This window comes from Nocardioides islandensis, from assembly GCF_015352455.1.
In the GTDB taxonomy this organism is placed as follows: Bacteria; Actinomycetota; Actinomycetes; order Propionibacteriales; family Nocardioidaceae; genus Nocardioides; species Nocardioides islandensis.
Map to the genome: position 1 here is coordinate 48113 of NZ_JADKPN010000017.1, position 22231 is coordinate 70343.

A 22231-nucleotide genomic window follows, 5' to 3' on the forward strand; every position below is an offset into this window, starting at 1 on the left:
GTGATCGTCATCGACCCACCGGCCGTGCCCCGGTACGGCCGCACCTGGTCCCACCTGGCCAGCGACACGTCGTACGAGGAGCTGCACGTCTTCGCCGCCGAGCTCGGCATCCCGCCGCGCGGCTTCGACCGTGACCACTACGACGTGCCGGCGGAGCTGTACGACGCGGCGATCGCGCTCGGGGCCGTCCCCATGTCCTCGCGCGACCTCGTCGTGATGCTGGTGCGGGCAGGGTTGCGGCGCCGGAAGCGGGCGCGGTAGGACACAACGATGCGTGGACGCACCAACAAGGACGCGAGCACGGACCGCTGGGAGCGCAAGGACTGGTGGGGCGTGAACGTCGAAGCGCCCGACCCGCCCACGCTGCTGCGGTTCTGGTCGGAGATCCTCGGCGTCCCGATCTACGACATCGACGACAACGGCGGCTCCCTCGACTTCGGCGAGGGCGTCGGCTCGTTCACCGTGCAGAGGGCCGAGGTCTACGAACCTCCGGTGTGGCCGCCCGAGCCGGGCAGGCAGGGCATGCAGATGCACATCGAGGTCGAGGTCGACGACCTCGCCGCGGCCGTCGAGCACGCCGTCGAGCTCGGGGCGAGGGTCGCCGACCACCAGCCGCAGGAGGACGTGCGGGTGATGCTCGACCCGGCCGGCCACCCGTTCTGCCTCTACACCTGAGCGAGGTCGGCGAGCTCGGCCGCGACGTTGGCGCGGGCGCGCGGTTCCCAGTGGTCGCGCGCGTGCCGGGTGTGGAACAGCGACGGCTTCGCGAGGAGGTCGCCGAGCACGGCCGCGCGACCCGCGCGGAACAGGTCGTCGGGGACGTGGGCGTACTCGCGGCGGACGTCGGCGGCGTACTCCGTGTAGCGCTCGGGTGACGCGGCCAGGATCGCCAGGTCGGCGTCGGAGAGCACGCAGCCTTCCGCGTCGTCGTCCGCGGGCCGGTGGTGCTCGGTGAGCCGCACGAGCCTGGCCACCTCCTCCGCGCCGGGGCGTCCGCGCAGGGCGTCGAGGGCCCACTGCGCCGAGCGTTCCTCGGCGCCGTCCTGGCCGTCGTACACGGCGTCGTGGAACCACGCGGCCAGCTGGACGGCGAGAACGTCGAACCTCTCGCCGGCGGCGCGCAGCTCGTCGACGCGGTCGAGCACCTCGGCGAGGTGGCGGGTGTCGTGGTAGCCGCGGCCGGTGGCGTACGCCGCCAGCAGTGCGTCGCGGACGTCGGTCAGGTCCTCGCCGAGCGGCCAGGTCACCATGCGGCGGTGCGGCTGTCGACGATCTCGCGGCCCAACGGGGTCAGGGAGATCGGGATCATCTTGAAGCTGGCGATGCCCAGCGGGATGCCGATGATCGTGAGGCAGAGCGCGATGCCGGTGATCAGGTGCCCGATCGCCAGCCAGATCCCGGCGAACACGAACCAGATCACGTTGCCGATCGCCGACGGCGCGCCGGCCGTGGGCCGTTGCACGATCGTGCGTCCGAACGGCCACAGGGCGTAGTTCGCGATCCGGAACGACGCGATGCCGAACGGGATGGTCACGACCAGCACGCAGCAGACGATGCCGGCGACGGCGTAGCCGATGGCCATCCAGAAACCACACAGGACCAGCCACAGGACGTTGAGCACGAAGCGCACGTCTCCATCGTGACAGGGTGCCGTGGACCCGGAGGTGCGCACGCCCCACTGGGAACGGCGCGTTCCCTAGCCGGTCACCACCAGCCCTGGCGCCGGGCCCAGGTCAGCAGCGCCCCGCTCATCACGACCATCACCACCAGGACGATGATCAGCTGCGTCCAGTGCGTCGCGGAGTTCACGATCACGTTCATGCCGTAGACGGACGCGATAGCGGTGACGGGCAGGGTGACCGCCGCGATCACCGCCAGCCGCTCCATCGCGACGGTCATCTTGGTGTGCACCTTGGTCTGGTACAGCTCGATCACGCCGAACAGGAACTGCGACTCCCCGTCGGCGATCGAGCGCACGCGGTCGAACTGGTCGGCGATGTCGCGGGCGTACGCCGCGTCGACGTCGTCGCTCATCCGGCCGATGCCGGCCAGCCGCATCCACACGTCGTGGCACTGCGCCGCCATCGTGCGCGTCGTGATGAGCTCGTGCCGGATCAGGAACATCGTCTCCAGCAGCAGCTCGGGGTCGGTCAGCTTGGAGCCCATCACCTCCTTCTCGAGGCCGGGCAGCTTCAGCGACACCTCGCCGATGGCGGCCCGCTGCCGGCGCGCGATGGCCGACGTGACGGCGTACGCCAGCTCGGTCGGCGTCTTCGGGTGGAAGCGTCCGCTCTCCAGGCGCGCGAGCACGCCCTGGGTCTCGACCAGGGAGACCGAGACGTCGAGCTCGGGGTTGATCGGGCCGTGCACGGTCACCAGGAACGACGCCGCGATGATCTGGTCGAGCTCGAGCAGGTGCACGTGCCCGGCGTGGCCGAGGTAGGGGGACTGGGACGTGATGAAGACCTGGTCCTGGTACGCGTGCACCGTCGGCACGTAGTTGCGCTGCCGGCAGCCCTCGAGGACCAGGGAGTGGCAGCCGAGCCCGCTCAGCAACGCCTCCGCGGCGTCGTCCCACGTGGGTACGTCGATCCAGTAGAAGCCGTCGTCGTGGGAGAAGAGCTCCACGACGTCCTCGGGCTCGCAGGTACGGACGCCCTCTGCGCCGATGAAGCGGACCTCCACGCCGCCAGCGTACGGCGGTTACGCGGTCGGTGGCCCGTAGCAGAGGTGCACCACGCCGTTGTCGTACACGTCGTGGTCCTTCAGCGTCAGCGTGGTCTGCTCACCCTCGGCCCAGAAGCGGTCGCCCCGGCCGAGCGATACCGGGTACACGAACAGGTGGATCTCCTCGATCAGCCCGTCCCTGACGAGCTGGCGGACCAGCTGCCCGCTGCCGGAGACGTAGATGACCCCGTCGCGCTCCTGCTTCAGCCGGCGGATCGCGTCCGCGTCGTACGCACCGAGTCGGGTCGTGTTCGCCCACTCCTCGGCGGGTTCGTGCGCGCCGACCACGAACTTCTCGGTCTCGTTGAAGAACGGCGCTCCCGGGTCCTCCGCGGCCGTCCGGTCGCGCCAGGCCGGCGCGAACATCTCGTGCGTCTTGCGGCCGAGCAGGATCGTGCTCGAGCTCCCGGTGATCGCGGCGAGGGTCTCGCCCATCTTCGGGTCGAACCCGAACTCGAACGTCCAGCTCGGCGACTCGAACACCCCGTCGGCGGAGATGAACTCGTGGGCGGCGATGGTGGCATTCATGTCAGTGGTCCTCTCGTGGAGTGGGTTGTGTGACCTTGCCACGAACGGCCGGGTACGAATCCGACAGCTCGGTCGCCTTCTGGTCGAGGAGGGACGAACTCCAACGCTGGTCGAGGAGGGACGAAGTCCACCGCTGGTCGAGGAGGGACGAAGTGCCGTCACGAGACCCGTCGACCTCCGCTGGTCGAGGAGGGCGAGGTCCACCGCTGGTCGAGGAGGGACGAAGTCCCGTCACGAGACCCGGCCACCACCGCTGGTCGAGGAGAGACGAAGTCCCGTCACGAGACCCAGCGACCCCGACGTCGGCTCACCCGCCGCAGGGGTTGCGGTGGTGAAGAACGAACAGGGGTGGCTGGTCGCCGTAGGTGGTGGCGGTGGCCAGCTGGAGGCCGTGCGCGCTGGCAGGTCCGTGGAGGGTCGACCGCTGTGGTCACCGCCCGAAACAACCTCCTGAAGATGGTTGGCCAGATTCTCGGAATCCCTTGTGGACAAGGGGTTCTGAGGCCCGACCACTGTCGGTGGTCGATGCTTGGATTGATCCATGTCCAGCCGGTCCGAGACCCCGATCGCGGCGATCAACGCCGCCCTCGACGACCTCGCCGGCGTGGACCCGATCTACCAGACGGTGGCCGAGCGGAAGACGCGGCTGACTGCTATTTCGCAGGTGATCGCGAAGGCCGAAGCGGATCGCCTTCGTGTCCTGGCCGTGTCTGAGGACATCGCGGTCGAGACCGGAGCCCGGTCCACCGCCCACTGGCTGGCCGCCGAGACCCGCGACGGCATCGGACAGATCCGGCTCCGCGAGAAGCTCGCCGGTGCAGGCGGACGCACCACCTCCGCGATGGGTGAAGGTGCGGTCAACGTGGCCCAGGCGCGGGAGATCGTCGACGCGCTGGCACGGCTGCCGAAGAACCTGGACCCCGAGCTCCGCGACAAGGGCGAGGCCTACCTGATCGGAGAGGCCGCCCACTTCGGACCACCCGAGCTGAGGCGGCTCGGGGCCAGGCTGCTGGAGGTCATCGCCCCCGAGGACGCCGAGGAGGCCGAGTACCAGCGACTCCTGGCCGAGGACCGTAGGGCCCGGGCCGCGACCAAGGTCACCATCCGGCACCGCGGCGACGGGTCCTCCGACCTCTACGCCCGCGTCCCCACGCCGGTCGCGCGGCGGTGCCAGACCTACCTGGAGTCCTACACCGCACCACGCCGCGGACCGCTCGGCGACGCGCTCGGGGATGACGTCGACCAGCTGCCCGCACCCCGACGCCGCGGGGAGGCGTTCTGCGCCCTGCTGGAGAACCTCCCCGCCAACGCCCTGCCCAAGCACGGCGGGACCGCCACCAGCGTGATGGTGATGATCGACCTCGAGTCCCTGAAGACCGGTACGGGTCTGGCCGAGACCTCCACCGGGGACCGGGTCACCGCCGAACAGACCCGCCGGCTGGCCTGCCAGGCCGGCATCATCCCCGTCGTCCTCGGCGGCAAGGGCGAGATCCTCGACCTCGGCCGCAGCAAGCGCCTCTTCACCGGACCCCAACGCAAGGCCATGGCCCTCCGCGACCGCCAGTGCACCGCTGACGGCTGCACCATCCCCGCCGCCTGGTGCGAAGCCCACCACCACAACCAACCCTGGAGTAGGGGCGGCAAGACGAACCTCGCCGACGGCAAGCTCCTCTGCCCCTTCCACCACCACCGCGCCCACGACCCCGCCTGGCAGACCCACCACCACGCCAACGGATCCACCACCTTCCACCGCAGGACGTGAGGGCAGCTCACACCGGGGTGACCTCTGTGGCGAAGAGCGGCCATTCCTCGTCGCTCAACGAGCCTCCTAGGGTCGGGCGTCATGGACGACCTGGTCGAGGAGATGGCGCACGCCCGGCTGGCGTGGACCGCGCCCGCCATCCGCGCGTGGTACGACGACGACCGTTTGCTGCGCCAGCTCGCGGACGGTCTGGCAGACGAGGCCGGACGCGTCGACGACGAGGAGTTCGGGGCGTCCTTCCGCGACGACGTCGGGCTGCACCCGGGAACGAGCCCGCTCGAGTGGGCGAACCGGCGCATCAGGCTCCCCGACGGCGGCTGGTCGGTGGCCGGCATCCGGTTCCGCGCGCTCGACGTCGCGCGCCCGTTCGTCGACATCGTGGCGACCACCGCCCCTCCCACCGACGACGGGCTCGCGGCCGTGGCCGATGCCGTCCTCCCGTACTTCGGCCCGTTCGCCCCGCTGTGCCTGCGGGTCGAGCCACCGGACCCGTCCGCGATCGACGGACGCGTCGACCAGCACGTCGTGGCCGGCCGGGTCGACGAGCTCAGGAGGTGGCCACGCGCCGCGTCGTACGACGCCGTCGCGCTGCGTCCGGGCGAGCCCGGACCGTTGGCGGACCGGGCCGCCGGGATCTACGCCGCCCTCCCGCGGGGACGCGACACCTGGGCCACCCCGGAGGACCAGGAGTCCTTGGCGCACTGCGCCGACGAGGGTCTGTTGTTCGAGGTGGTGGTCGACGACACGAGCGCGGGCGTGGTCGCTGCGATCCGCGACGACCGGCACGGCATGAGCGGGTTCGGCGTCGAGGAGATCTGCCTGGACGCCGCGGCACGGGGTCGCGGGCTGGCGGCGGGCGTCGTCCAGCGACTCGTCGACGCGTTGCCGGCCGCGGACGGGGACGTGCTGTGGGGGACGATCCATCCCGACAACCAGCCCTCCCTGCGCAACGCGCTGTCGGTCGGTCGCCGGGTCGTGGGCGGCTACGTGTGGGTCACGCCGTCAGGCCTGCCCGGGATGCCGCGGCACTGAGGTCCGGGGTGGCCCCGAGCTCCTCGGGCAACGGCTGGTCGTGCACGACGACCAGCGACGTGACCGCCCGGGTCAGGCAGACGTAGAGGCGGCGCAGTCCGGTCACGCGGTCGGCCTCGGCCGCGACGACCGCAGCGGGCTCGACCAGGACGACGTGGTCGAACTCCAGGCCCTTCGCCAGCGACGCCGGTACCAGGTCGAGGTGCTGGTCGAACTCCGTCTCGACCTGGTCGGGAGACGCGGGTTCGTCGCGACCCACGATCCCGAACCGGACACCGGCCGACGTCAGGGACGCCGCGAGCCCGTCGATCGACGCGTCCGGCGCGATCACGCCGATCGAGCCCTCGCGCCCGACGGCGGCCGCGACCGCGTCGAGAGCAGGACCGGCGACCACTTCGAGCTCGCCGCGCGTGCGGCGGACCGACGTCGGCGGCTCCAGCCCCGGGGCGATCACCGGCAGCAGGCGAGCGGCGTACTCGATCACCTCGCCGGGCACCCGGAAGCCGCGGGTCAGCTGCTCGACGTGCGCGTCCGGCTTGCCGAGGTGGCCGAGCGCCTCGGCCCACGAGCGGGAGGCCCACGGCGTGGTGGCCTGGGCGAGGTCGCCGAGCACGGTCAGCGAGCCGGTCGAGGAACGCCGCGCCAGCGCGCGCAGCATCATCGGCGACAGGTCCTGCGCCTCGTCGGCCACGATGTGCCCGACCGAGCCGGTGCGCTCGACGAGGTCGCACGCCTCGTCGACCAGGATCGCCTCGGCCAGGGTCCACGGCGTCGAGGCCGGGCTCTTGCTCGGCCGTGGCCAGAGCAGCAGTGCCTGCTCCTCCTCGGTCAGCACCCCCGAGGCGGCCGATGCCAGGAACACGGGGTCGGACAGGAGACGCCAGACCAGCCGGGCCGGCTCGACCGCCGGCCACACCGCGGCGGCGTAGTCCTTCACCGGTTTGCTGCGCGCCACGGCGTACTGCACGCGGTCGTCGGGGGAGTCGCCGGCGAGCTCCATGCGCACCAGGATCCGGTGCGCGAGCGCCTGCGGGACCATCGCCCGCGCCGCGCCGTACCTCACCCCACGCGACCGCAGGGACCGCACCAGCTCCTCGACCTCGTACGCCGCGACCCGCCACCGCCGCGCCCCGCGCGGCACGACCAGCCCCTCGGTGGGCATCGTCACGTGCGACCACAGCGCCCGGGAGAGCACCTCGGCCATCCGCGCGTCGCCCTTCAGCGTCGCGACGTCCGCGGCCTCGACACCGCGCACGCTCCACTTCGGGTTGAGGTCGCGCAGCGTCCCGAGCGCGAGCTGCTCGATCGTCGACTGCTTGGCCTCCACCTCGCCGAGGGCGGGCAGCACGTCGCGGATGTACCTCAGGAAGCTCGCGTTCGGCCCGACGACCAGCACGCCCTGGCGGGTCAGCTGCTCGCGGTGGGCGAAGAGCAGGTACGCCGCGCGGTGCAGGCCGACCGCCGTCTTGCCCGTGCCCGGGGCGCCCTGCACGCAGATCGACTGCGACAGGTCGGAGCGGACGATGACGTCCTGCTCGGGCTGGATGGTGGCCACGATGTCGCGCATCGGCCCGACGCGCGGCCGCTCGATCTCCTGCTCGAGGATCGCGGAGTACTCGGCCTCGGGGGTCGCCGCGGTGAGGTCCTCGTCCTCGTACGACGTCAGCGTGCCGTGCTGGAACCCGAACCGGCGGCGCCGGTCGACGCCCATCGGCTCGGTGCGGGTGGCCCGGTAGAACGGCAGCGACACCGGCGCCCGCCAGTCGATGACGAGCGGGTCGCCCTCGAGGTCGCTGACGTGGCGGCGGCCGATGTGGAAGCTGCCGCCGTCGTTCGCCGAGTCGTCGCTGTAGTCCAGCCGGCCGAAGAACAACGGGATCGTCGGGTCGTCGGCCAGCTGCTTCATGCGCAGGGCGAAGGTGGACTGGAGGTACTCGCGGCTGACCCAGTCGCCGCCGGCCGAGGCGTCCATCGCCGCGGTCCGGGCGCGCATCCGCGCGAGCTGCTCGCGGGACTCGGCCAGGTGGTGCTGCTCGGCGGCGAGGGCCGCCTGCGGATCGTCGGGGTCGGGGTCTCCTACGGGCATGACGGAACCTCCGCGGTAGCGGCTGGAGTAGTGGAAGCCGGGCGACGTTACGCCCGGGCGCCCTCCCTGTCACCCGAATTGATCCCGGGTAGCCGGCCGTCCAGCCACACCAGCCCGGAGGCGAAGGCCACGAACAGCACCGTGATGCCCAGCGAGTTCAGCAGCACGACGCCCAGGCCGTGCTCGGCCACGTCGAGGAACGGGTACGGGTACCAGTCGAAGACCGGACCGGTCGTCAGGATGAGCAGCAGGTAGAGGACCGGCCACACCAGCGCGGGCAGCACGTCCGGGCGCGCCAGCAGGCCCCGCGGCCCGAACACCAGCCAGCCCACGACGGCCAGCGCGGGCACGGCCATGTGCAGCAGCTTGTCGGCCACGTAGTCCGCACCGTGCAGGTCGAGCAAGGGTCGCAGCAGCACGAAGTGGACGACCCCCGTGACCGCGATGGCGAGCACGGCGTCGAGCCGCAGCACGCGGAAGGAGCGGGTGTCGCTCTCGCGGCCGGCGGCCAGCAGGGCCGTCACCCACGCGACAGCGATGTTGCTCTGGATCGTGAAGTAGAAGAAGTACCGCCGCACGTGCTCGCCGGTGCTCGGCGCGTTGGTCTCGTCGAGGACGCGGCCTCCGCGGAGCACCAGCACCAGCTGGAACACCAGCGCGAACGCCGCCACCAGGAACGTCAGCAGGTGCCAGGCGCGAGCGGCGCGGGGGCTCATGCGCGCAGCCTAGGACGCCCAGGACACCAGTCGCTGGATCCACGGCACGGTCAGCGCCTCGTCCACGAACTCGCGCACGCCGGCGTGCGCGCGGGCGCGGGCCTCCGGGTCGCGCGCGTTCAGCCAGCCCAGCACCTGGTACCTCGCGATGTGGTGCAGCTGCGCGACCGTCACGCCGAAGTCCTCCGGGGAGCGGACCCGACCGGGACCGCCCGCCGCCTCGTACGCCGTCACCACTGCGGCCGTGCGAGCCGGGTCGTCGCGGCCGAACTCGAACAGCACCATGGCGAGCTCGCGGGTCGGCTCGCCCGGGCCGGCGTTGTCGAAGTCGATCACGAACGCCGATCCGTCGGGGCCGGCGCGCACGTTGTCGGCCCACAGGTCGAGGTGCAGCCACTGCTCGCCGGCCATCGGGGTCAGCAGCTCCTCGGCCGCCAGCAGGTCCGGGACGAGGCGCGCCAGCGACTCCGCGAACGGGGCGCCCGCCCCGCGCGCCGCCTTGACCAGCGCGCGCCACTCACCGGCGCCCACGGGCTCGGTGTGCCACTCGTGCGGCCGCTCCGTCCCGGGCTGCACCACGGCGTGCAGCCGGGCCACCGTCTCGCCGACCGTCGCGGGGTCCAGCAGCGGGTCGACGTCGGCGATGTCCACCCACGTCTGCACGCGCACCGGCGAGCCGTCGACCTTCGCTAGGTAGTGGCCGTCGCGGTCGGCGAGTGGACGCGGGCAGGTGACGCCGGCGTCGTGGCACCGTGCCTGGAACGCCGCCGTGGCCTCGGCCTCGTCCGCGTCGACGTCGCCGAACGACTCCTTCAGCGCGTACGAGCCACGCGCGGTGACCAGGCGACGTACCTGGCCCTGCTCACCGCGCGCCGCTTCGACCTCGAGCCGGGCGTCGGGGCCGAGGTCGAAGCGGTCCGCAACCAGGGCGGCCAACTGGCGGTCCACAGGCCCATGGTGACGGGTGGCCGGTACGCGCCGGCGAGGTCGGGGGGAGTCCTCGCCGGCGCGACGACCGGGGGGATGTCAGACGGGTTCGCTGAGGTACGACTCGTAGTGGACGTGCAGCACCTCGTCGGCCACCGGGAACAGCGAGAGCACGAACGAGCACGCGGCGTGCACGACCTCGTAGCGGCCGGGCGAGAGGCGGGCGTCGACCGGGCCGGTGAGGCGCAGGCTGTAGGTCATCGCGCCGCCCCAGCTGACCGGGTCGGACAGGTACTCCAGGGTCAGCGGCACCACGCCGCCGCCGTCGAGCACGCTCGCGCTCACGGTGACCTCGCTGCCGAGGAGCGGACGCAGCCCGGAGTACGTCGGCTCCATGTGCCGGCGGATCGGCGTCATCGTCATCGCGGGTCACCTTCTTGCTTGGGGGGTGCTGGTGGGGGGATGACACGAGTGTGGGAGCGCGAACGCCGCGGCGTGGCCCGACACGCTCCGGATGGCCCGTTCGGGCTATGAGGCTCGGCCGATCTGACGACGGATTTCGCAGCTTTTGTCTGGACCGGTCTAGTGATCTGCCGGGACGGGGAGCGCCATGACGTCGGGTGACCGGCCGTCGCGGCTGCGCTGCAGGCCTCTGACCAGCGACAACGTGACCAGCACCGATCCGGCGGACATCACACCGATCGCCATGCCCGCCGCCTCGGAATCCGAACCGAGAAGGGTGGCCACGCCGCCGGCGAGCAGGGCGCCGACCCCCTGCATCGACATCATGCCCAGCCCGTGCAGCCCGAGCACGTGGCCGCGGATGTCGGGCGCGGTGCGGCCGACCAGCCGCTCCTGGAGCGGCAGGCTGGCGCAGTACCCGACCGAGGCCAGCGCAGCCAGCAGGCAGGCCACCACCAGGCCGGGCTGGAGCAGGAAGAACAGCCACGGGATCGCCAGCAGGAACCGGGCGGGCTCGACCAGTCGGTCCCGCCGGTCCGGCGCGATGACGCGGCCCATCAGGACGTCGCCGGCCAGCATGCCGATGGCGGTCGCGGCGAAGAGGAAGCCGGCCCGCTCCCCGGCGTACGGCACGATCAGCGCTTCGCAGCCGACGACGAGGCCGTTGGGGACCCAGAGCGCGAGGTACACCGGGCGCAGCACGGGGGAGCCGAGCAGCAGCCGGTTCACCGCGCGGCTGCGCTCCACCGCCTTGCCGGACGCGCGCGGCGGGTGGTCGCCGAGCCCGAAGCGCACGAGCAGCAGGGCCAGGAACGAGCAGGCGGCGGCCCCCAGGAAGAGCTGGCTGGTGGTGAAGGCCAGCAGGAGCAGACCGCCCAGGCCGTAGCCCACGATCTGCATCACGCCGACGGCGATGTTGATGGTGGCGCGGGCGAAGATGAACGTCCCCTCGGGCACCACGTCGGAGACGAGGGCGATCATGCTGCCGCCCATCGCGGACAGCAGGATCCACGGGATGACCAGGACGACGAGGCGGACCGCCATCGGCATCTCCGGGACGGCCTGGGCGAGGTCCGCCACGACCCCGATGCCGGCGGCAAGCACCAGCGCGGTCCTCGGGCGCCAGAGGTCGGACAGGCTGAGCAGGAACCAGGAGGTCGCCAGCCGGACCAGCGGGCCGCCGAACATCACGAACGCGGCCAGCAGCGGCGACCCGGTCTCGGTGTAGGTCAGGGTGCCGAGCGCCAGGCTGGCCACCGACCCCGCCGCCACGTTGAGCGAGGTCGTGGTGAACAGCACCCGGAACTCGCCGATCGAGAACAGCTCGCGGTAGGTGCGCATGACGACACCTTCCCCAGGTCGGCAGGTGACCGCATAATGTTTCGCGAGGAGGCGAAACATCATGGGGACCTGGCGGGTGCCCGCGGACGTGATGGCGGGCACCAGGTTCGCGATATCGGCGATGGCCGAGGTGACCGGCGCACTGAGCGCGCTGACCCGGCCGAGCGGCCCGGACCAGCGGGCGTTCCGCGAGGCGCACGGCGCAGCCTTCGGGTCCTGGCTGGCCCGGCGCCCCGACGTGGCCGACCTGGTCGCCGCCAGCCACCGTCCTGCCCGGCCCGGCGTGATCGGCTGGCTGGCCGACTACCTCAGCATCCCGCCGATCGGCGTGGACGAGACGTTCGAGGAGGGCCTCGCGCACCTGCGGGGGCTGACCGACGACGAGCTGAGGGCGGACCTGCGGGAGACCACGCAGGCCCCGCTCGCCGCCACGCTGATGGCGCCCGGAGTCGTCGACGTCGCGGTGGAGCTGGCGGTCTGGCTGTGGTCCCACACCCTCGAGTCGGACTGGGCCCGGCGCGAGCGCATCCTGCGCGCCGACATCGTCGCCCGTACCTCCCAGCTCGCCCGCCACGGCTGGGGCGCGGTGCTGCGTGACCTCGGCCGGGACCGGGAGTGGGTCGGCGACGGACAGCTGCGCATCAACCGGTACGACCTGCCGACCCACACCATCGACGAGGGCAGCACCCTGCTGTTCGTGCCGACCCACGCCGCCGGGACGTGGGTGGGGTGGCACGCCGACCGCTACGCCCTCTACTACCCCGTCTCGGGCCGGCTGGCCCAGGTCGACGCCGACAGCAGCGCCGGGCTGGCCCCGCTCGTCGGCGCCAACCGCGCCGAGCTGCTGACCCTGCTCGACGTGCCCCGCAGCACCTCACAGCTCGTGGCGCTGAGCGGCCAGGCCCTGGGCTCGGTGGGCGGGCACCTCAAGGTGCTGCTCGAGGCCGGTGTCGTGCTCCGCCGTCGCTCCGGCCGCGAGGTCCTCTACTGGCGGACGGCGCTGGGCGACGCGCTCGTCGCCGCCGGCGGCTGAGACTCGGGAGGCGGCCGCAGCGCCCAGCGGACCGTGCCGGTCGCGGCCTTGCCGAGCGCGCGCACGACGGTCCGCTCGCTGACCGGCAGCCACGGCAGCCGCAGCGGACGCCGGGTCCAGACAGGCATCAGCCCCACCGCGGCGGCGACCAGCACGCCGTACGGCGGCCGGGCCGCGATCGGCAGCGGTGGGTGCCAGACGAGGAACGACACGGCCTCGCGCGCATGGTCGGTCGCGTCCAGCTCCGGCCGGAAGGACTCGACGGCGGCGTCGAGCTCCGCCTCGGTCGTGGGCGGGTCGAGGACGCCGAGCCTGCGGGCGACCACGGCGGTCTGGGCGACGTACTCGTCGCGGCCGGCCTGGTCGAGCGGGTGCTTGCCGTAGACCTGGTGGGCGAGCAGGAAGCTCTGGACCTCGGCCACGTGCACCCAGAGCAGCAGGTGCGGGTCGGAGGCGACGTACGGCGTGCCGTCGGGCAGCGTGCCGGTGACCCGCTCGTGGATGGCACGCACCGCGTCGACCGCCTGCTGCGCGTGGGCCTCGGTGCCGAACGTGGTGACGGCGATGAAGCGGCTGGTGCGCGCCAGCCGGCCCCACATGTCGCCGCGGTACCCGGAGTGCTCGGCCACGGCCGTCATCGCCGCGGGGTGCATGGTCTGCAGCAGCACCGCCCGGATGCCGCCGACGAACATCGACGCGTCGCCGTGCACCCGCGCGATCGGGCTGCCCGCCTCGAACCACCGCGGTCCCGGCGTGCCGTGGATCCGCTCGCGGTGACGCGCGCCGTCCGGCCCGGCGACGCGCCGGAACAGCTCGGCACCGAGTCGGTGCCGGACGCGCGCGACCGGGGTCATGGCCCGAGCGTACGGCGGGGGGTTACGGGCAGCCCTGGCGGAAGGACGAGTCCGCGACCGAGCAGGTGTCGTAGGTCCACAGCCCCATGTCGCCCTTCGACGGGTCGTTGACGTAGATCTCCATGACGCCGTCGGCGACCCGGACGTACGAGTAGGTCGGAGCCTGCCCGGTCAGCTGGGCGATGAACGTGGCCTCGGCTCCCTGGGCCTGCGCCGAGTCCTGCAGGCACTGCCACCCGGGCTGGGCGGACTGCTCGTAGTAGCCGTGCTCCACCTGGTACTCGCCGCACGACGGCAGGGGAGCGCGCTGGAAGAACTGCTCCGCGATGGGGTCGATCACCGGCGACGCCGCCGGCGACGGCTCTGCGCTCACGCTCGGTTCCGAGGACGAGGACTCCTCGTACTCGGCCGGCCCGAAGGCGGAGAAGATCGAGAGCAAGCCGAGCAGCCAGAGCAGCAGGAAGTCCATGACACCTCGGACGGTCAGGAGGGGCGGGCGGTTTCCCAGCGGACGCACGAAGGGCGGCCCCGGCCTGTCGGCCGGGAGCCGCCCTTCGTGTCGAGCGGTTCAGCGAGCGTAGGTCACGGACGCGGCAGCACGGACGTGATCGTGAAAGCTGCTCCGTTGCTGGGGTTGGTGACCGTGGTCGTGATCGTGCCGAGCGGCTTCGTCAGAAGGATGTTCGCCCGCTTGATCAGCCGCTTGGCGCGCTTGATCAACCTGGCCGCCTGCTTCTCCAGCTTCTTGGCCTTGGCGATCTTGCCCTCGGCGCGGAGCTGCTGGGCCTTCTTGAGGAGCTTCTTGGCCTTCTTCTTCAGCAGCTTGGCCTGGTGCTTCAGCAGTGCCGGCTTGGCGATGGCCGCCTTGACGGCCGCGACGCCCGCGGGCGTCGTCGGCATCGACAGCACGCCGTTGGTGTTCGCCGGGATGGTGGCCGAACCTGCGGCCAGCGCGACCGGGAGGATGATCGCCCGGGCGTCACGACCCGTGCGGGCGACCGTGCGTCCGGCGGTCGCGGTGAAGGCCGCGGCACCGTTGACCGTGCACTGGACCGAGCCGGGCGGCAGGTCGCAGCTGAGCGGCAGGTTGAGCGCCGTGTAGCCGGCCGTGAAAGCGGGCCCTGCGGCCAGGGGCGTCACCCCGGTCAGCCCCTCGTAGGGGTCGAGAGCCAGCGACTTGCACTTGGTCGGCGCGATCGTCTCGTAGCGCAGGTTGTCCAGGAAGACGGCGCTGTCGTAGATGTGGTCGCCCTGGTCGAACAGCGTCAGGTAGAGCGAGACCGGCGCACCTGGGGTCACCGGGGTCCGGGCGATCAGGAGGTTCGTCGAGCCGTCGTAGATCGTGCCGGCCGACGCGGCGGCGCTGGTGGCGCTCGGGCCGGAGGCGTTGACGGAGATCATGTCCCCGGCACCCGCGGCGAAGTTGCCCGGGGCGTTGATGACACCGGTGGTCGGGTCGACGGAGACGTTCGCCCCACCGAGCTGGGCGATGAACGCGTCGTTGAACTGCGAGTTGATGAACTCCGGGAACTCGTCGGACAAGAACTTGAAGTCGAACGCCAGGCAGCCCGTGGTCGCCGGCGCCAGGTCGAAGCGGTAGGTCTGCCAGTCGTACACCGACGAGCCCATCGCGGGGTTGGACGTCGTCCACGCGTAGCCGTCGTCCGGGCTGACGTTCGGGTCGTCGGCGAGCGCCGCGTTGCCCGTGGTCAGGATGTCGTACGTCGTGCCTTCGGTCGGGAAGCCGGCCAAGGGGGTGTCCGAGACCGCCGACGGGCAGAGCGACTCGTCGAAGTCCGTCGTGCCCGGGTCGTCGGCGACGCAGGGGTAGGCCTGCGCCAGCCCACTGCCGGTGACCAGGCCGGCCGGCGCGAGGGCGCCCGCCAGCGTGGGGGCGTCGTTGGTGGTGGTGATGACGGCGTTGGCGGCCGCCGCCGTGACGAGACTGAAGGTCGCGACCCCCGCGACGAGCATTCCCGAGGCCCTGAATGACCGGGCCCTACGTGCTCTCATGACATCTCCTTCGTGCATGCGTGGCTGGACCCGAGATGCTGGTGAGGAGCAGAGCCTCCCTCCGCTGATACCGGGAGGGCAATAGGCCGTTAGGTCAGGAGGTCGTCGGCGTCGGTGATCCGGTAGGCGTAACCCTGCTCGGCGAGGAAGCGCTGCCGGTTCTGCGCGAAGTCGGCGTCCACGCTGTCCCGGGCGACGACGGCGTAGAAGCGGGCCGTGCGTCCGTCGGACTTCGGCCGTAGCAGCCGGCCCAGGCGCTGGGCCTCCTCCTGGCGCGAGCCGAACGAGCCGGACACCTGGATGGCGACCGCGGCCTCGGGAAGGTCGATGGAGAAGTTCGCGACCTTCGAGACGACGAGCAGGTTGATCTCCCCGGTGCGGAAGGCCTCGAAGAGCCGCTGACGCTCCTTGACCGGGGTCTCGCCCTTGATCACCGGGGCATCCAGGTAGGTGGCCAGCTCGTCGAGCTGGTCGAGGTACTGACCGATCACCAGCGTCGGCTCGCCCGCGTGCTTCTCGGCCAGCAGCTCGGCGACGCGCGTCTTCGACGGCGTGCACGACGCGAGGCGGTAGCGCTCGTCCGGGTCCGCCGTGGCGTAGGCCATCCGCTCCGAGGACGTCATCGACACCCGCACCTCGACGCAGTCGGCCGGCGCGATCCAGCCCTGTGCCTCGATGTCCTTCCACGGCGCGTCGTACCGCTTCGGCCCGATCAGCGAGAACACGTCGCCCTCGCGGCCGTCCTCGCGCACGAGTGTCGCGGTCAGGCCGAGGCGCCGACGGGCCTGGAGGTTCGCGGTCATCCGGAAGATCGGCGCGGGCAGCAGGTGCACCTCGTCGTAGACGATGAGGCCCCAGTCGCGGGCGTCGAGCAGCTCGAGGTGCTTGTAGACGCCGCCGCGCTTGGTGGTCATCACCTGGTAGGTCGCGATGGTGACCGGCCGGACCTCCTTGACGGAGCCGGAGTACTCGCCGATCTCGTCGGCGGTGAGGGAGGTACGCCGGACCAGCTCGTCCTTCCACTGCCGCGCGGAGACCGTGTTGGTGACCAGGATCAGGGTGGTCGCCTTCGCCTCGGCCATCGCGGCGGCACCGACCAGCGTCTTGCCGGCTCCGCACGGCAGCACCACCACGCCGGACCCGCCGTGCCAGAAGGACTCGGCGGCCTCGCGCTGGTAGGCCCGCAGCGCCCAGCCCTCCTCCTTGAGCTCGATCGGGTGTGCCTCGCCGTCGACGTACCCGGCGAAGTCCTCCGCCGGCCAGCCGAGCTTGAGCAACGCCTGCTTGAGGTTGCCGCGCTCGCTCGCGTGCACCACGACGGTGTCCTCGTCGATGCGGTTGCCGAGCATCCCCTGCACCCGCTTGGCCCGCAGGACCTCCTCGAGCACCGGCCGGTCGTTCGAGGCCAGGACGAGTCCGTGCACGGGGTGCTTCTCCAGCCGCAGCCGGCCGTACCTCGCCATCGTCTCCGCGACGTCGACGAGCAGCGCGTGCGGAACGGCGTACCGGCTGAACGCGAGGAGGGTGTCGATGACCTGCTCGGCGTCGTGGCCGGCGGCGCGTGCGTTCCAGAGCCCGAGCGGTGTGAGCCGGTAGGTGTGGATGTGCTCGGGGCTGCGCTCCAGCTCGGCGAACGGGGCGATCGCCTTGCGGCAGTCGGTGGCCTGCTCGTGGTCGACCTCGAGCAACAGGGTCTTGTCGCTCTGCACGATCAGGGGGCCGTCGTTCACCCGCCGAGTTTACGGACGCGTCCGTACCGCTGGTCGAGGAAGGCGCCCTGGCGCCTGCCACGAGACCTCGCCAGGTCTCGTGACGGGACTTCGTCCCTCCTCGACCAGCGAAAACTCGGTCGCCTGCTGTAGTCGGTGGTCCCTACATTGGGGGGAGTGCGCCGCCTCCCTCTCGACGACCCCGGGACGGCCGACGTCCGGTCGCCGGGTCGCTTCCTCTGGTGGATGGCCAAAGGTCAGTGGCACACCCTCGTGCTGGGCATGTGCTTCGGCATCGTCTGGATGAGCTCGCAGGCCGTGATGCCCGCCGTGATCGGCCGCGCGATCGACCGCGGAGTCGCGGCCAAGGACGGGCACGCGCTGCTCGAGTACGCCGGGCTGATGCTGCTGATCGGCATCGTGCAGGCGGTCAGCGGGATCATGCGGCACCGGATGGCGGTGACCAACTGGCTGACGTCGGCGTACCGGACCGTGCAGCTGGTCGCGCGCCAGACGGTGCACCTCGGCGGCACCCTGCCCCGCAAGGTGTCGACCGGCGAGGTCGTCGCGATCGGCACCAACGACCTCTCCAGCATCGGCCAGGTGATGGACGTGTCGGCGCGGTTCAGCGGCGCCGTCGTCTCGTTCGTGCTGGTGGCCGTGATCCTGCTCGGCACGTCGGTGCCGCTCGGCCTGCTGGTGCTGATCGGCGTCCCGGTGCTGATGCTGCTGATCGCGCCGCTGCTGCGGCCGTTGCAGGCCCGCAGCGCGCACCAGCGTCACCTGATGGGCGAGCTGTCCAACACCGCCACCGACATCGTCGGCGGGCTGCGGGTGCTGCGCGGGATCGGCGGGGAGCAGGTCTTCCACGACCGGTACCGCCGCGAGTCGCAGACCACCCGCCGCGCCGGCGTCGAGGTCGCGCGCGTGCAGTCGGTGCTGGACGCCCTCCAGGTGTTCCTGCCCGGGCTGTTCGTCGTGGTCGTGGTCTGGCTCGGGGCTCGGTACGCCGTGCAGGGCCGGATCACGCCCGGCGAGCTGGTCGCGTTCTACGGGTACGCCGCGTTCCTGATGATGCCGCTGCGCACCGCGACCGAGTACGCCAACAAGCTGATCCGCGGCCGGGTCGCCGCACGCCGGGTCTGCCGGGTGCTGGCGCTGACGCCCGACCACCTCGACCCGGCAGAGCCTTCCCCGGCGCCGCCGCTGGGCGCCGTGCTCGCGGACGCGCGCACCGGCCTGGTCGTCCGTCCCGGGCTGCTGACCGCCGTCGTCAGCGACCTGCCCGACGAGGCGGCCGCGCTGGCCGACCGGCTCGGGCTGTGCGCGGCCGAGGTCGACGACGACGTCACGCTCGGCGACGTACCCCTGACCTCGCTGGCGCGCGACGACGTACGCCGCCGCATCGTCGTCTCCGACACGGGCGCCACGCTGTTCTCGGGCCGGCTGCGGGACCGGCTCGACGTCAGCGGGTCCGGCGCCGTCGACGCGGCCCTGACGACCGCGGCGACCGAGGACATCCTCGAAGCCCTGCCCGACGGGTTCGACAGCATCGTGGCCGAGCGAGGGCGGACGTTCTCCGGCGGACAGCGGCAGCGACTCGTGCTCGCGCGCGCCCTCGCGGTGGACCCGGAGGTCCTGGTGCTCGTCGAGCCGACGTCCGCGGTCGACGCGCACACCGAGGCCCGGATCGCGTCGCGGCTGCGGGCGCACCGGGCCGGACGCACCACGGTCGTGGTCAGCTCCAGCCCGCTCGTCCTCGACGCCGTCGACGAGGTGGTGTTCCTCAGCGGTGGACAGGTCGCGGCGGTGGGGACGTACGCCGACCTGCTGGCGACGCGCCCGGACTTCCGCGCCGTCGTCACCCGCGAGACGGAGGTCCCGGCATGAGCGCGACGACGGCGCTGCCGGTGGCCGACGCGCCGACCTTGCGCCGGTACGTGCGTCAGCTGGCGCGCACGTACCCGCGGATGCTGTGGGGCGCGCTGGTCCTGCACATCGGTGCGGCACTCGCCTCGCTGGCGGCGCCACGGCTGCTCGGTGGGCTGGTGCAGGCGGTCGAGGAGGGCACCACCACGGGCCACGTCGACCGGATCGTGCTGGTGCTCGCGCTGTTCCTCGTCGCCCAGACCGTGCTGACCAGGTACGCCCGGTACGTCAGCCAGGCGCTCGGCGAGCAGGTGCTCGCCCGGCTGCGCGAGGACTTCGTCGGCAACGCGCTGTCGCTGCCGGTCGGCACGGTCGAGTCCGCGGGATCCGGCGACCTGCTGACCCGCACCAGCCGTGACGTCGACCAGCTCGGCTGGTCGGTGCGCTGGGCGCTGCCGGAGTGGACGATCGCCGTCGTCACGGCAGTCGTCACGTTCGTCGCCGCGATCAGCGTGGGCTGGTGGGTGATCCTGCCGTGCCTGCTCGGCCTGCCGCCGCTGGCGGCCGGCCTGCGCTGGTACCTGCGGCGCGCGAAGGCGGGGTACCTCCGTGAAGGGGCGTCCTACTCACGGATGAACGCGACCCTCACCGAGACCGTCGAGGGCGCGCGCACGGTCGAGGCGCTGGGGCTCGGGCGCGAGCGGGTCGCCGCGATCGACGGGGACATCGCGGAGTCGTACGCCGCGGAGCGCTACACGCTGTACCTGCGCACCGTGTTCTTCCCGAACATGGAGCTGTCGTACCTCATCCCGACCGTCTGCACGCTGCTGCTCGGTGGCTGGCTCTACACGCAGGGTTCGGCGACGCTGGGCGAGGTCACGGCCGCGACGCTGTACGTGCAGATGCTCATCGACCCCGTCGACCGCATCGTCTCGATCCTCGACGAGCTCCAGGTCGGGCAGGCCTCGCTGGCCCGGCTGCTCGGAGTCGCGATGGTGCCCGACGACCGCACGCCCACCGGGCGGGTGCCCTCGGGTGAGCGGCTGGACGCCGACGACGTGCGGTTCGCCTACGTCGAGGGCCGCGACGTCCTGCACGGCGTCGACCTCCAGGTCGCGCCGGGGGAGCGGATCGCGATGGTCGGCCCGTCCGGGGCCGGCAAGTCGACGCTCGGCCGGCTGCTCGCCGGCATCCACCCGCCGCGCACCGGCTCGGTGACGGTCGGCGGCGTCGGTCTCGTCGAGCTGCCGCTCGACGACCTGCGCGGCCACGTCGCCCTGGTGACCCAGGAGCACCACGTGTTCGTGGGCACGTTGCGGGAGAACCTCGCGTTGGCGGCCCCGCCCGGCACCGCGGACGACTCCCTGCGCGACGCGTTGGACGCCGTGGACGCGCTGGCCTGGGTCGACCTGCTGCCCTCCGGCCTCGACACGGTCGTCGGCTCCGGCGGCCGGCACCTCACCGACGCGCAGGCCCAGCAGGTCGCCCTGGCCCGCCTCGTCCTCGCCGACCCCCACACCCTCGTCCTCGACGAGGCCACGTCGCTGATCGACCCCCGCGCCGCGCGTCACCTCGAGCGCTCGCTGGCCGCCGTCCTGCACGGCCGCACCGTCATCGCCATCGCGCACCGCCTCTTCTCCGCCCACGACGCCGACCGGGTCGCCGTCGTGGAGGACGGGAAGATCAGCGAGCTCGGCTCCCACGACGACCTGGTCGAGGCCGGTGGCTCGTACGCCGCGCTCTGGGACAGCTGGAACGGCAAGCACTGACGTTCGCCGCCTCGCTGGTCGAGGAAGGCGCGCCAGCGCCTGTCACGAGACCCCCGTGACCTTCAGCGTGGTCTCGTGACGGGACTTCGTCCCTCCTCGACCGGCGAAACGGCGGCCTTCTGCCTCGCCCGGTACGCCGCGACGTTGGCGCGCGAGGAGCAGCGGTCCGAGCAGTAGCGGCGGGAGTGGTTGGGGGAGGTGTCGACGAAGACATTGGTGCAGGGCGAGGCCTGGCAGACGCCGAGACGGGTGGGGCCGAGGTCGCAGACCAGCGTGGCGAGGCCGAGCAGGGCCTCCCCGATGAGCAGCTCGGCGACCGAGGCGGACTTGGTGGCGACGTGGAGGTGCAGGTCGTCGGCGTCGTGGTCGGAGATCCGCGGGGTGATCGGGTGGCGCACCATCGCGTCGTTCAGCCCGTCGATCGTGGCCCGTACGTCGCCGGCGTCGGCGGCGTCGAACACCGGGCGCAGCTCCTTCTGGAACCGGCGCAGCGTGGTGATGTCGCGCTCGGTCACCTGCGGGTGCAGCCACTCGCGTCCCGGCAGGATCGCGACCAGCGCCTCGGGCCCGTCGAGCGATGCGTTCAGCAGCCGCGCCGACGCCTCGGCGTACCTGACGAAGTCCACGGACCCAGCCTAGGTTCGAGGGTCACGGCCGGCGAGGTCGTGCAGCTCCTCGACCCAGCCCTCGTCGGTCGGCCAGACGGACTTCACCAGCCAGGTCACCCCGGCCGCCTCGTAGTCCAGGGCCGGCGCATCGTCCTCCCAGGGCACGACCAGGTCCCAGCCGGGCCGGGGTGGCGGGCCCACCAGCTCGACGAGGGAGGCCGGATCGAGGCCGTCGCCGATGGGGGCGTAGCCGTCCCAGCGACGCGCACGCTCGAGCGGCCGCTTGTTGGGCGTCCGCCCGGCCACCCAGATCGGCACCCGGCTCGCGGCCGGCCGCATGGCCGCGTGGACGCGGTGGTGCTCGCCGTCGTGGTCGACCCGCTCGCCGGCGACCAGCCCCGCGACCACCTCGAGCGCCTCGTCGAGGATCGCCGCCCGGGTGCGGTGGTCGCCCTCGTCGCCGAGGTCGGAGAAGTCGAGGTCGGGCGGGTCCCCCAGGCCCACACCGAGGACGACCCGACCCGGTGCGAGGTGGTCGAGGGTGACCAGGTGCTTGGCGACCACCCAGGGTCGCCGCCGCGACAGGGGCGTCACCAGGGTGCCCAGGACCAGGCGCGAGGTGCGCGCCGCGATCGCGCCGAGCAGCACCCACGGGTCGTGCACCTCCTGCTTGTCGTCCCAGCGCAGGTGGTCCCAGAGGAAGAACCCGTCCCAGCCGCTCTCCTCGGCGAGCACGGCGAGGTCGACGACGACGCGGGGGTCGGTGAACGGCGGGACGCTCAGCAGGTAGCGCAC

The 22231-nt window shown here is 72.2% G+C and carries 22 protein-coding genes; 7 read left to right on the forward strand and 15 right to left on the reverse strand.

The window, feature by feature from the left end; genetic code table 11:
* Positions 1–261 carry a DUF4031 domain-containing protein gene (locus ISU07_RS21155; protein WP_194708827.1) on the forward strand — a complete coding sequence of 87 codons (261 nt, stop codon included), beginning with the start codon at positions 1–3 and terminating at the stop codon, positions 259–261.
* A gap of 9 nt (positions 262–270) precedes the next feature.
* Positions 271–675: a VOC family protein gene (locus tag ISU07_RS21160; protein WP_194708828.1), complete on the forward strand. Its 405-nt coding sequence runs from the start codon at positions 271–273 to the stop codon at positions 673–675.
* Here ISU07_RS21160 and ISU07_RS21165 read toward each other — a convergent pair.
* From ISU07_RS21165 to ISU07_RS21180, 4 genes are all read right to left on the reverse strand, one after another.
* The gene (locus ISU07_RS21165) at positions 666–1250 is read right to left on the reverse strand and encodes an HD domain-containing protein (RefSeq protein WP_194708829.1); all 585 of its coding nucleotides are present in this window, start codon (positions 1248–1250) and stop codon (positions 666–668) included. The genes ISU07_RS21160 and ISU07_RS21165 overlap by 10 nt on opposite strands.
* On the reverse strand, positions 1244–1630 hold the full coding sequence (locus ISU07_RS21170; RefSeq protein ID WP_194708830.1) for a YccF domain-containing protein: 387 nt from the start codon (positions 1628–1630) through the stop codon (positions 1244–1246). The genes ISU07_RS21165 and ISU07_RS21170 overlap by 7 nt, the downstream gene beginning before the upstream one ends.
* Before the next feature lie 74 nt (positions 1631–1704).
* Entirely contained in the window at positions 1705–2685 is a 981-nt protein-coding gene (locus tag ISU07_RS21175; protein ID WP_194708831.1) for a CorA family divalent cation transporter, read from the reverse strand.
* Between the two features lie 18 nt (positions 2686–2703).
* Positions 2704–3255, reverse strand: a complete 552-nt coding sequence (locus tag ISU07_RS21180) for a dihydrofolate reductase family protein (RefSeq protein WP_194708832.1) — start codon at positions 3253–3255, stop codon at positions 2704–2706.
* A 541-nt stretch (positions 3256–3796) separates the two neighbouring features.
* Between ISU07_RS21180 and ISU07_RS21185 the strand changes: the two genes are divergently transcribed.
* Positions 3797–5017 (forward strand): HNH endonuclease signature motif containing protein, encoded by a 1221-nt coding sequence (locus tag ISU07_RS21185; RefSeq protein ID WP_194708833.1) that lies wholly within the window; start codon positions 3797–3799, stop codon positions 5015–5017.
* 81 nt (positions 5018–5098) lie between these two features.
* The gene (locus tag ISU07_RS21190) at positions 5099–6049 is read left to right on the forward strand and encodes a GNAT family N-acetyltransferase (RefSeq protein WP_194708834.1); all 951 of its coding nucleotides are present in this window, start codon (positions 5099–5101) and stop codon (positions 6047–6049) included.
* On the opposite strand, the gene ISU07_RS21195 is transcribed toward ISU07_RS21190, so the two are convergent.
* The 5 genes from ISU07_RS21195 to ISU07_RS21215 form a co-directional block, all read right to left on the reverse strand.
* The gene (locus ISU07_RS21195; RefSeq protein WP_194708835.1) at positions 6012–8135 is read right to left on the reverse strand and encodes a HelD family protein; all 2124 of its coding nucleotides are present in this window, start codon (positions 8133–8135) and stop codon (positions 6012–6014) included. The two genes, ISU07_RS21190 and ISU07_RS21195, sit on opposite strands and share 38 nt — an antisense overlap.
* Positions 8136–8182: 47 nt before the next feature.
* Complete coding sequence (locus ISU07_RS21200; RefSeq protein WP_194708836.1) at positions 8183–8851, reverse strand: Pr6Pr family membrane protein; 669 nt, start codon at positions 8849–8851, stop codon at positions 8183–8185.
* 9 nt (positions 8852–8860) lie between these two features.
* Positions 8861–9799, reverse strand: coding sequence for a phosphotransferase enzyme family protein (locus ISU07_RS21205; protein WP_194708837.1), 939 nt, complete (start codon positions 9797–9799; stop codon positions 8861–8863).
* A gap of 78 nt (positions 9800–9877) precedes the next feature.
* Positions 9878–10201, reverse strand: a complete 324-nt coding sequence (locus ISU07_RS21210) for a DUF6916 family protein (RefSeq protein WP_194708838.1) — start codon at positions 10199–10201, stop codon at positions 9878–9880.
* A 159-nt stretch (positions 10202–10360) separates the two neighbouring features.
* On the reverse strand, positions 10361–11581 hold the full coding sequence (locus tag ISU07_RS21215; protein WP_194708839.1) for an MFS transporter: 1221 nt from the start codon (positions 11579–11581) through the stop codon (positions 10361–10363).
* Positions 11582–11642: 61 nt separating this feature from the next.
* On the opposite strand from ISU07_RS21215, the gene ISU07_RS21220 reads away from it, so the two are divergent.
* Entirely contained in the window at positions 11643–12614 is a 972-nt protein-coding gene (locus tag ISU07_RS21220; protein ID WP_194708840.1) for an ArsR/SmtB family transcription factor, read from the forward strand.
* Here the strand turns inward: ISU07_RS21220 and ISU07_RS21225 are convergent.
* The 4 genes from ISU07_RS21225 to ISU07_RS21240 all read right to left on the reverse strand — a co-directional run bounded on the left by ISU07_RS21225 (position 12566) and on the right by ISU07_RS21240 (position 17211).
* Positions 12566–13468, reverse strand: coding sequence for an oxygenase MpaB family protein (locus ISU07_RS21225; protein ID WP_194708841.1), 903 nt, complete (start codon positions 13466–13468; stop codon positions 12566–12568). The two genes, ISU07_RS21220 and ISU07_RS21225, sit on opposite strands and share 49 nt — an antisense overlap.
* A 22-nt stretch (positions 13469–13490) precedes the next feature.
* Entirely contained in the window at positions 13491–13937 is a 447-nt protein-coding gene (locus ISU07_RS21230; protein ID WP_194708842.1) for a hypothetical protein, read from the reverse strand.
* A 113-nt stretch (positions 13938–14050) separates the two neighbouring features.
* The gene (locus ISU07_RS21235; protein ID WP_194708843.1) at positions 14051–15481 is read right to left on the reverse strand and encodes a choice-of-anchor L domain-containing protein; all 1431 of its coding nucleotides are present in this window, start codon (positions 15479–15481) and stop codon (positions 14051–14053) included.
* 89 nt (positions 15482–15570) lie between these two features.
* Positions 15571–17211, reverse strand: a complete 1641-nt coding sequence (locus ISU07_RS21240; protein WP_194708844.1) for a DNA repair helicase XPB — start codon at positions 17209–17211, stop codon at positions 15571–15573.
* Between the two features lie 156 nt (positions 17212–17367).
* On the opposite strand from ISU07_RS21240, the gene ISU07_RS21245 reads away from it, so the two are divergent.
* Together ISU07_RS21245 and ISU07_RS21250 are read left to right on the forward strand one after the other, a co-directional pair.
* Positions 17368–19080: an ABC transporter ATP-binding protein gene (locus tag ISU07_RS21245; RefSeq protein WP_323742744.1), complete on the forward strand. Its 1713-nt coding sequence runs from the start codon at positions 17368–17370 to the stop codon at positions 19078–19080.
* Entirely contained in the window at positions 19077–20828 is a 1752-nt protein-coding gene (locus tag ISU07_RS21250; RefSeq protein ID WP_194708845.1) for an ABC transporter ATP-binding protein, read from the forward strand. The genes ISU07_RS21245 and ISU07_RS21250 overlap by 4 nt, the downstream gene beginning before the upstream one ends.
* A 62-nt stretch (positions 20829–20890) precedes the next feature.
* On the opposite strand, the gene ISU07_RS24965 is transcribed toward ISU07_RS21250, so the two are convergent.
* Together ISU07_RS24965 and ISU07_RS21260 are read right to left on the reverse strand one after the other, a co-directional pair.
* Positions 20891–21454 carry a CGNR zinc finger domain-containing protein gene (locus tag ISU07_RS24965; RefSeq protein ID WP_194708846.1) on the reverse strand — a complete coding sequence of 188 codons (564 nt, stop codon included), beginning with the start codon at positions 21452–21454 and terminating at the stop codon, positions 20891–20893.
* 9 nt (positions 21455–21463) lie between these two features.
* Positions 21464–22231, reverse strand: a complete 768-nt coding sequence (locus ISU07_RS21260; RefSeq protein WP_194708847.1) for an LLM class flavin-dependent oxidoreductase — start codon at positions 22229–22231, stop codon at positions 21464–21466.

Bases quoted from the DNA above. Each gene is read 5' to 3' on its own strand.
- ISU07_RS21210 (WP_194708838.1), bottom strand. From the start codon at position 10,201: ATGACGATGACGCCGATCCGCCGGCACATGGAGCCGACGTACTCCGGG.
- ISU07_RS21215 (WP_194708839.1), bottom strand. From the start codon at position 11,581: ATGCGCACCTACCGCGAGCTGTTCTCGATCGGCGAGTTCCGGGTGCTG.
- ISU07_RS21200 (WP_194708836.1), bottom strand. From the start codon at position 8,851: ATGAGCCCCCGCGCCGCTCGCGCCTGGCACCTGCTGACGTTCCTGGTG.
- ISU07_RS21235 (WP_194708843.1), bottom strand. From the start codon at position 15,481: ATGAGAGCACGTAGGGCCCGGTCATTCAGGGCCTCGGGAATGCTCGTC.
- ISU07_RS21180 (WP_194708832.1), bottom strand. From the start codon at position 3,255: ATGAATGCCACCATCGCCGCCCACGAGTTCATCTCCGCCGACGGGGTG.
- ISU07_RS21225 (WP_194708841.1), bottom strand. From the start codon at position 13,468: ATGACCCCGGTCGCGCGCGTCCGGCACCGACTCGGTGCCGAGCTGTTC.
- ISU07_RS21185 (WP_194708833.1), top strand. From the start codon at position 3,797: ATGTCCAGCCGGTCCGAGACCCCGATCGCGGCGATCAACGCCGCCCTC.
- ISU07_RS21165 (WP_194708829.1), bottom strand. From the start codon at position 1,250: ATGGTGACCTGGCCGCTCGGCGAGGACCTGACCGACGTCCGCGACGCA.
- ISU07_RS21160 (WP_194708828.1), top strand. From the start codon at position 271: ATGCGTGGACGCACCAACAAGGACGCGAGCACGGACCGCTGGGAGCGC.
- ISU07_RS21230 (WP_194708842.1), bottom strand. From the start codon at position 13,937: ATGGACTTCCTGCTGCTCTGGCTGCTCGGCTTGCTCTCGATCTTCTCC.
- ISU07_RS21250 (WP_194708845.1), top strand. From the start codon at position 19,077: ATGAGCGCGACGACGGCGCTGCCGGTGGCCGACGCGCCGACCTTGCGC.
- ISU07_RS21220 (WP_194708840.1), top strand. From the start codon at position 11,643: ATGGGGACCTGGCGGGTGCCCGCGGACGTGATGGCGGGCACCAGGTTC.
- ISU07_RS21190 (WP_194708834.1), top strand. From the start codon at position 5,099: ATGGACGACCTGGTCGAGGAGATGGCGCACGCCCGGCTGGCGTGGACC.
- ISU07_RS21195 (WP_194708835.1), bottom strand. From the start codon at position 8,135: ATGCCCGTAGGAGACCCCGACCCCGACGATCCGCAGGCGGCCCTCGCC.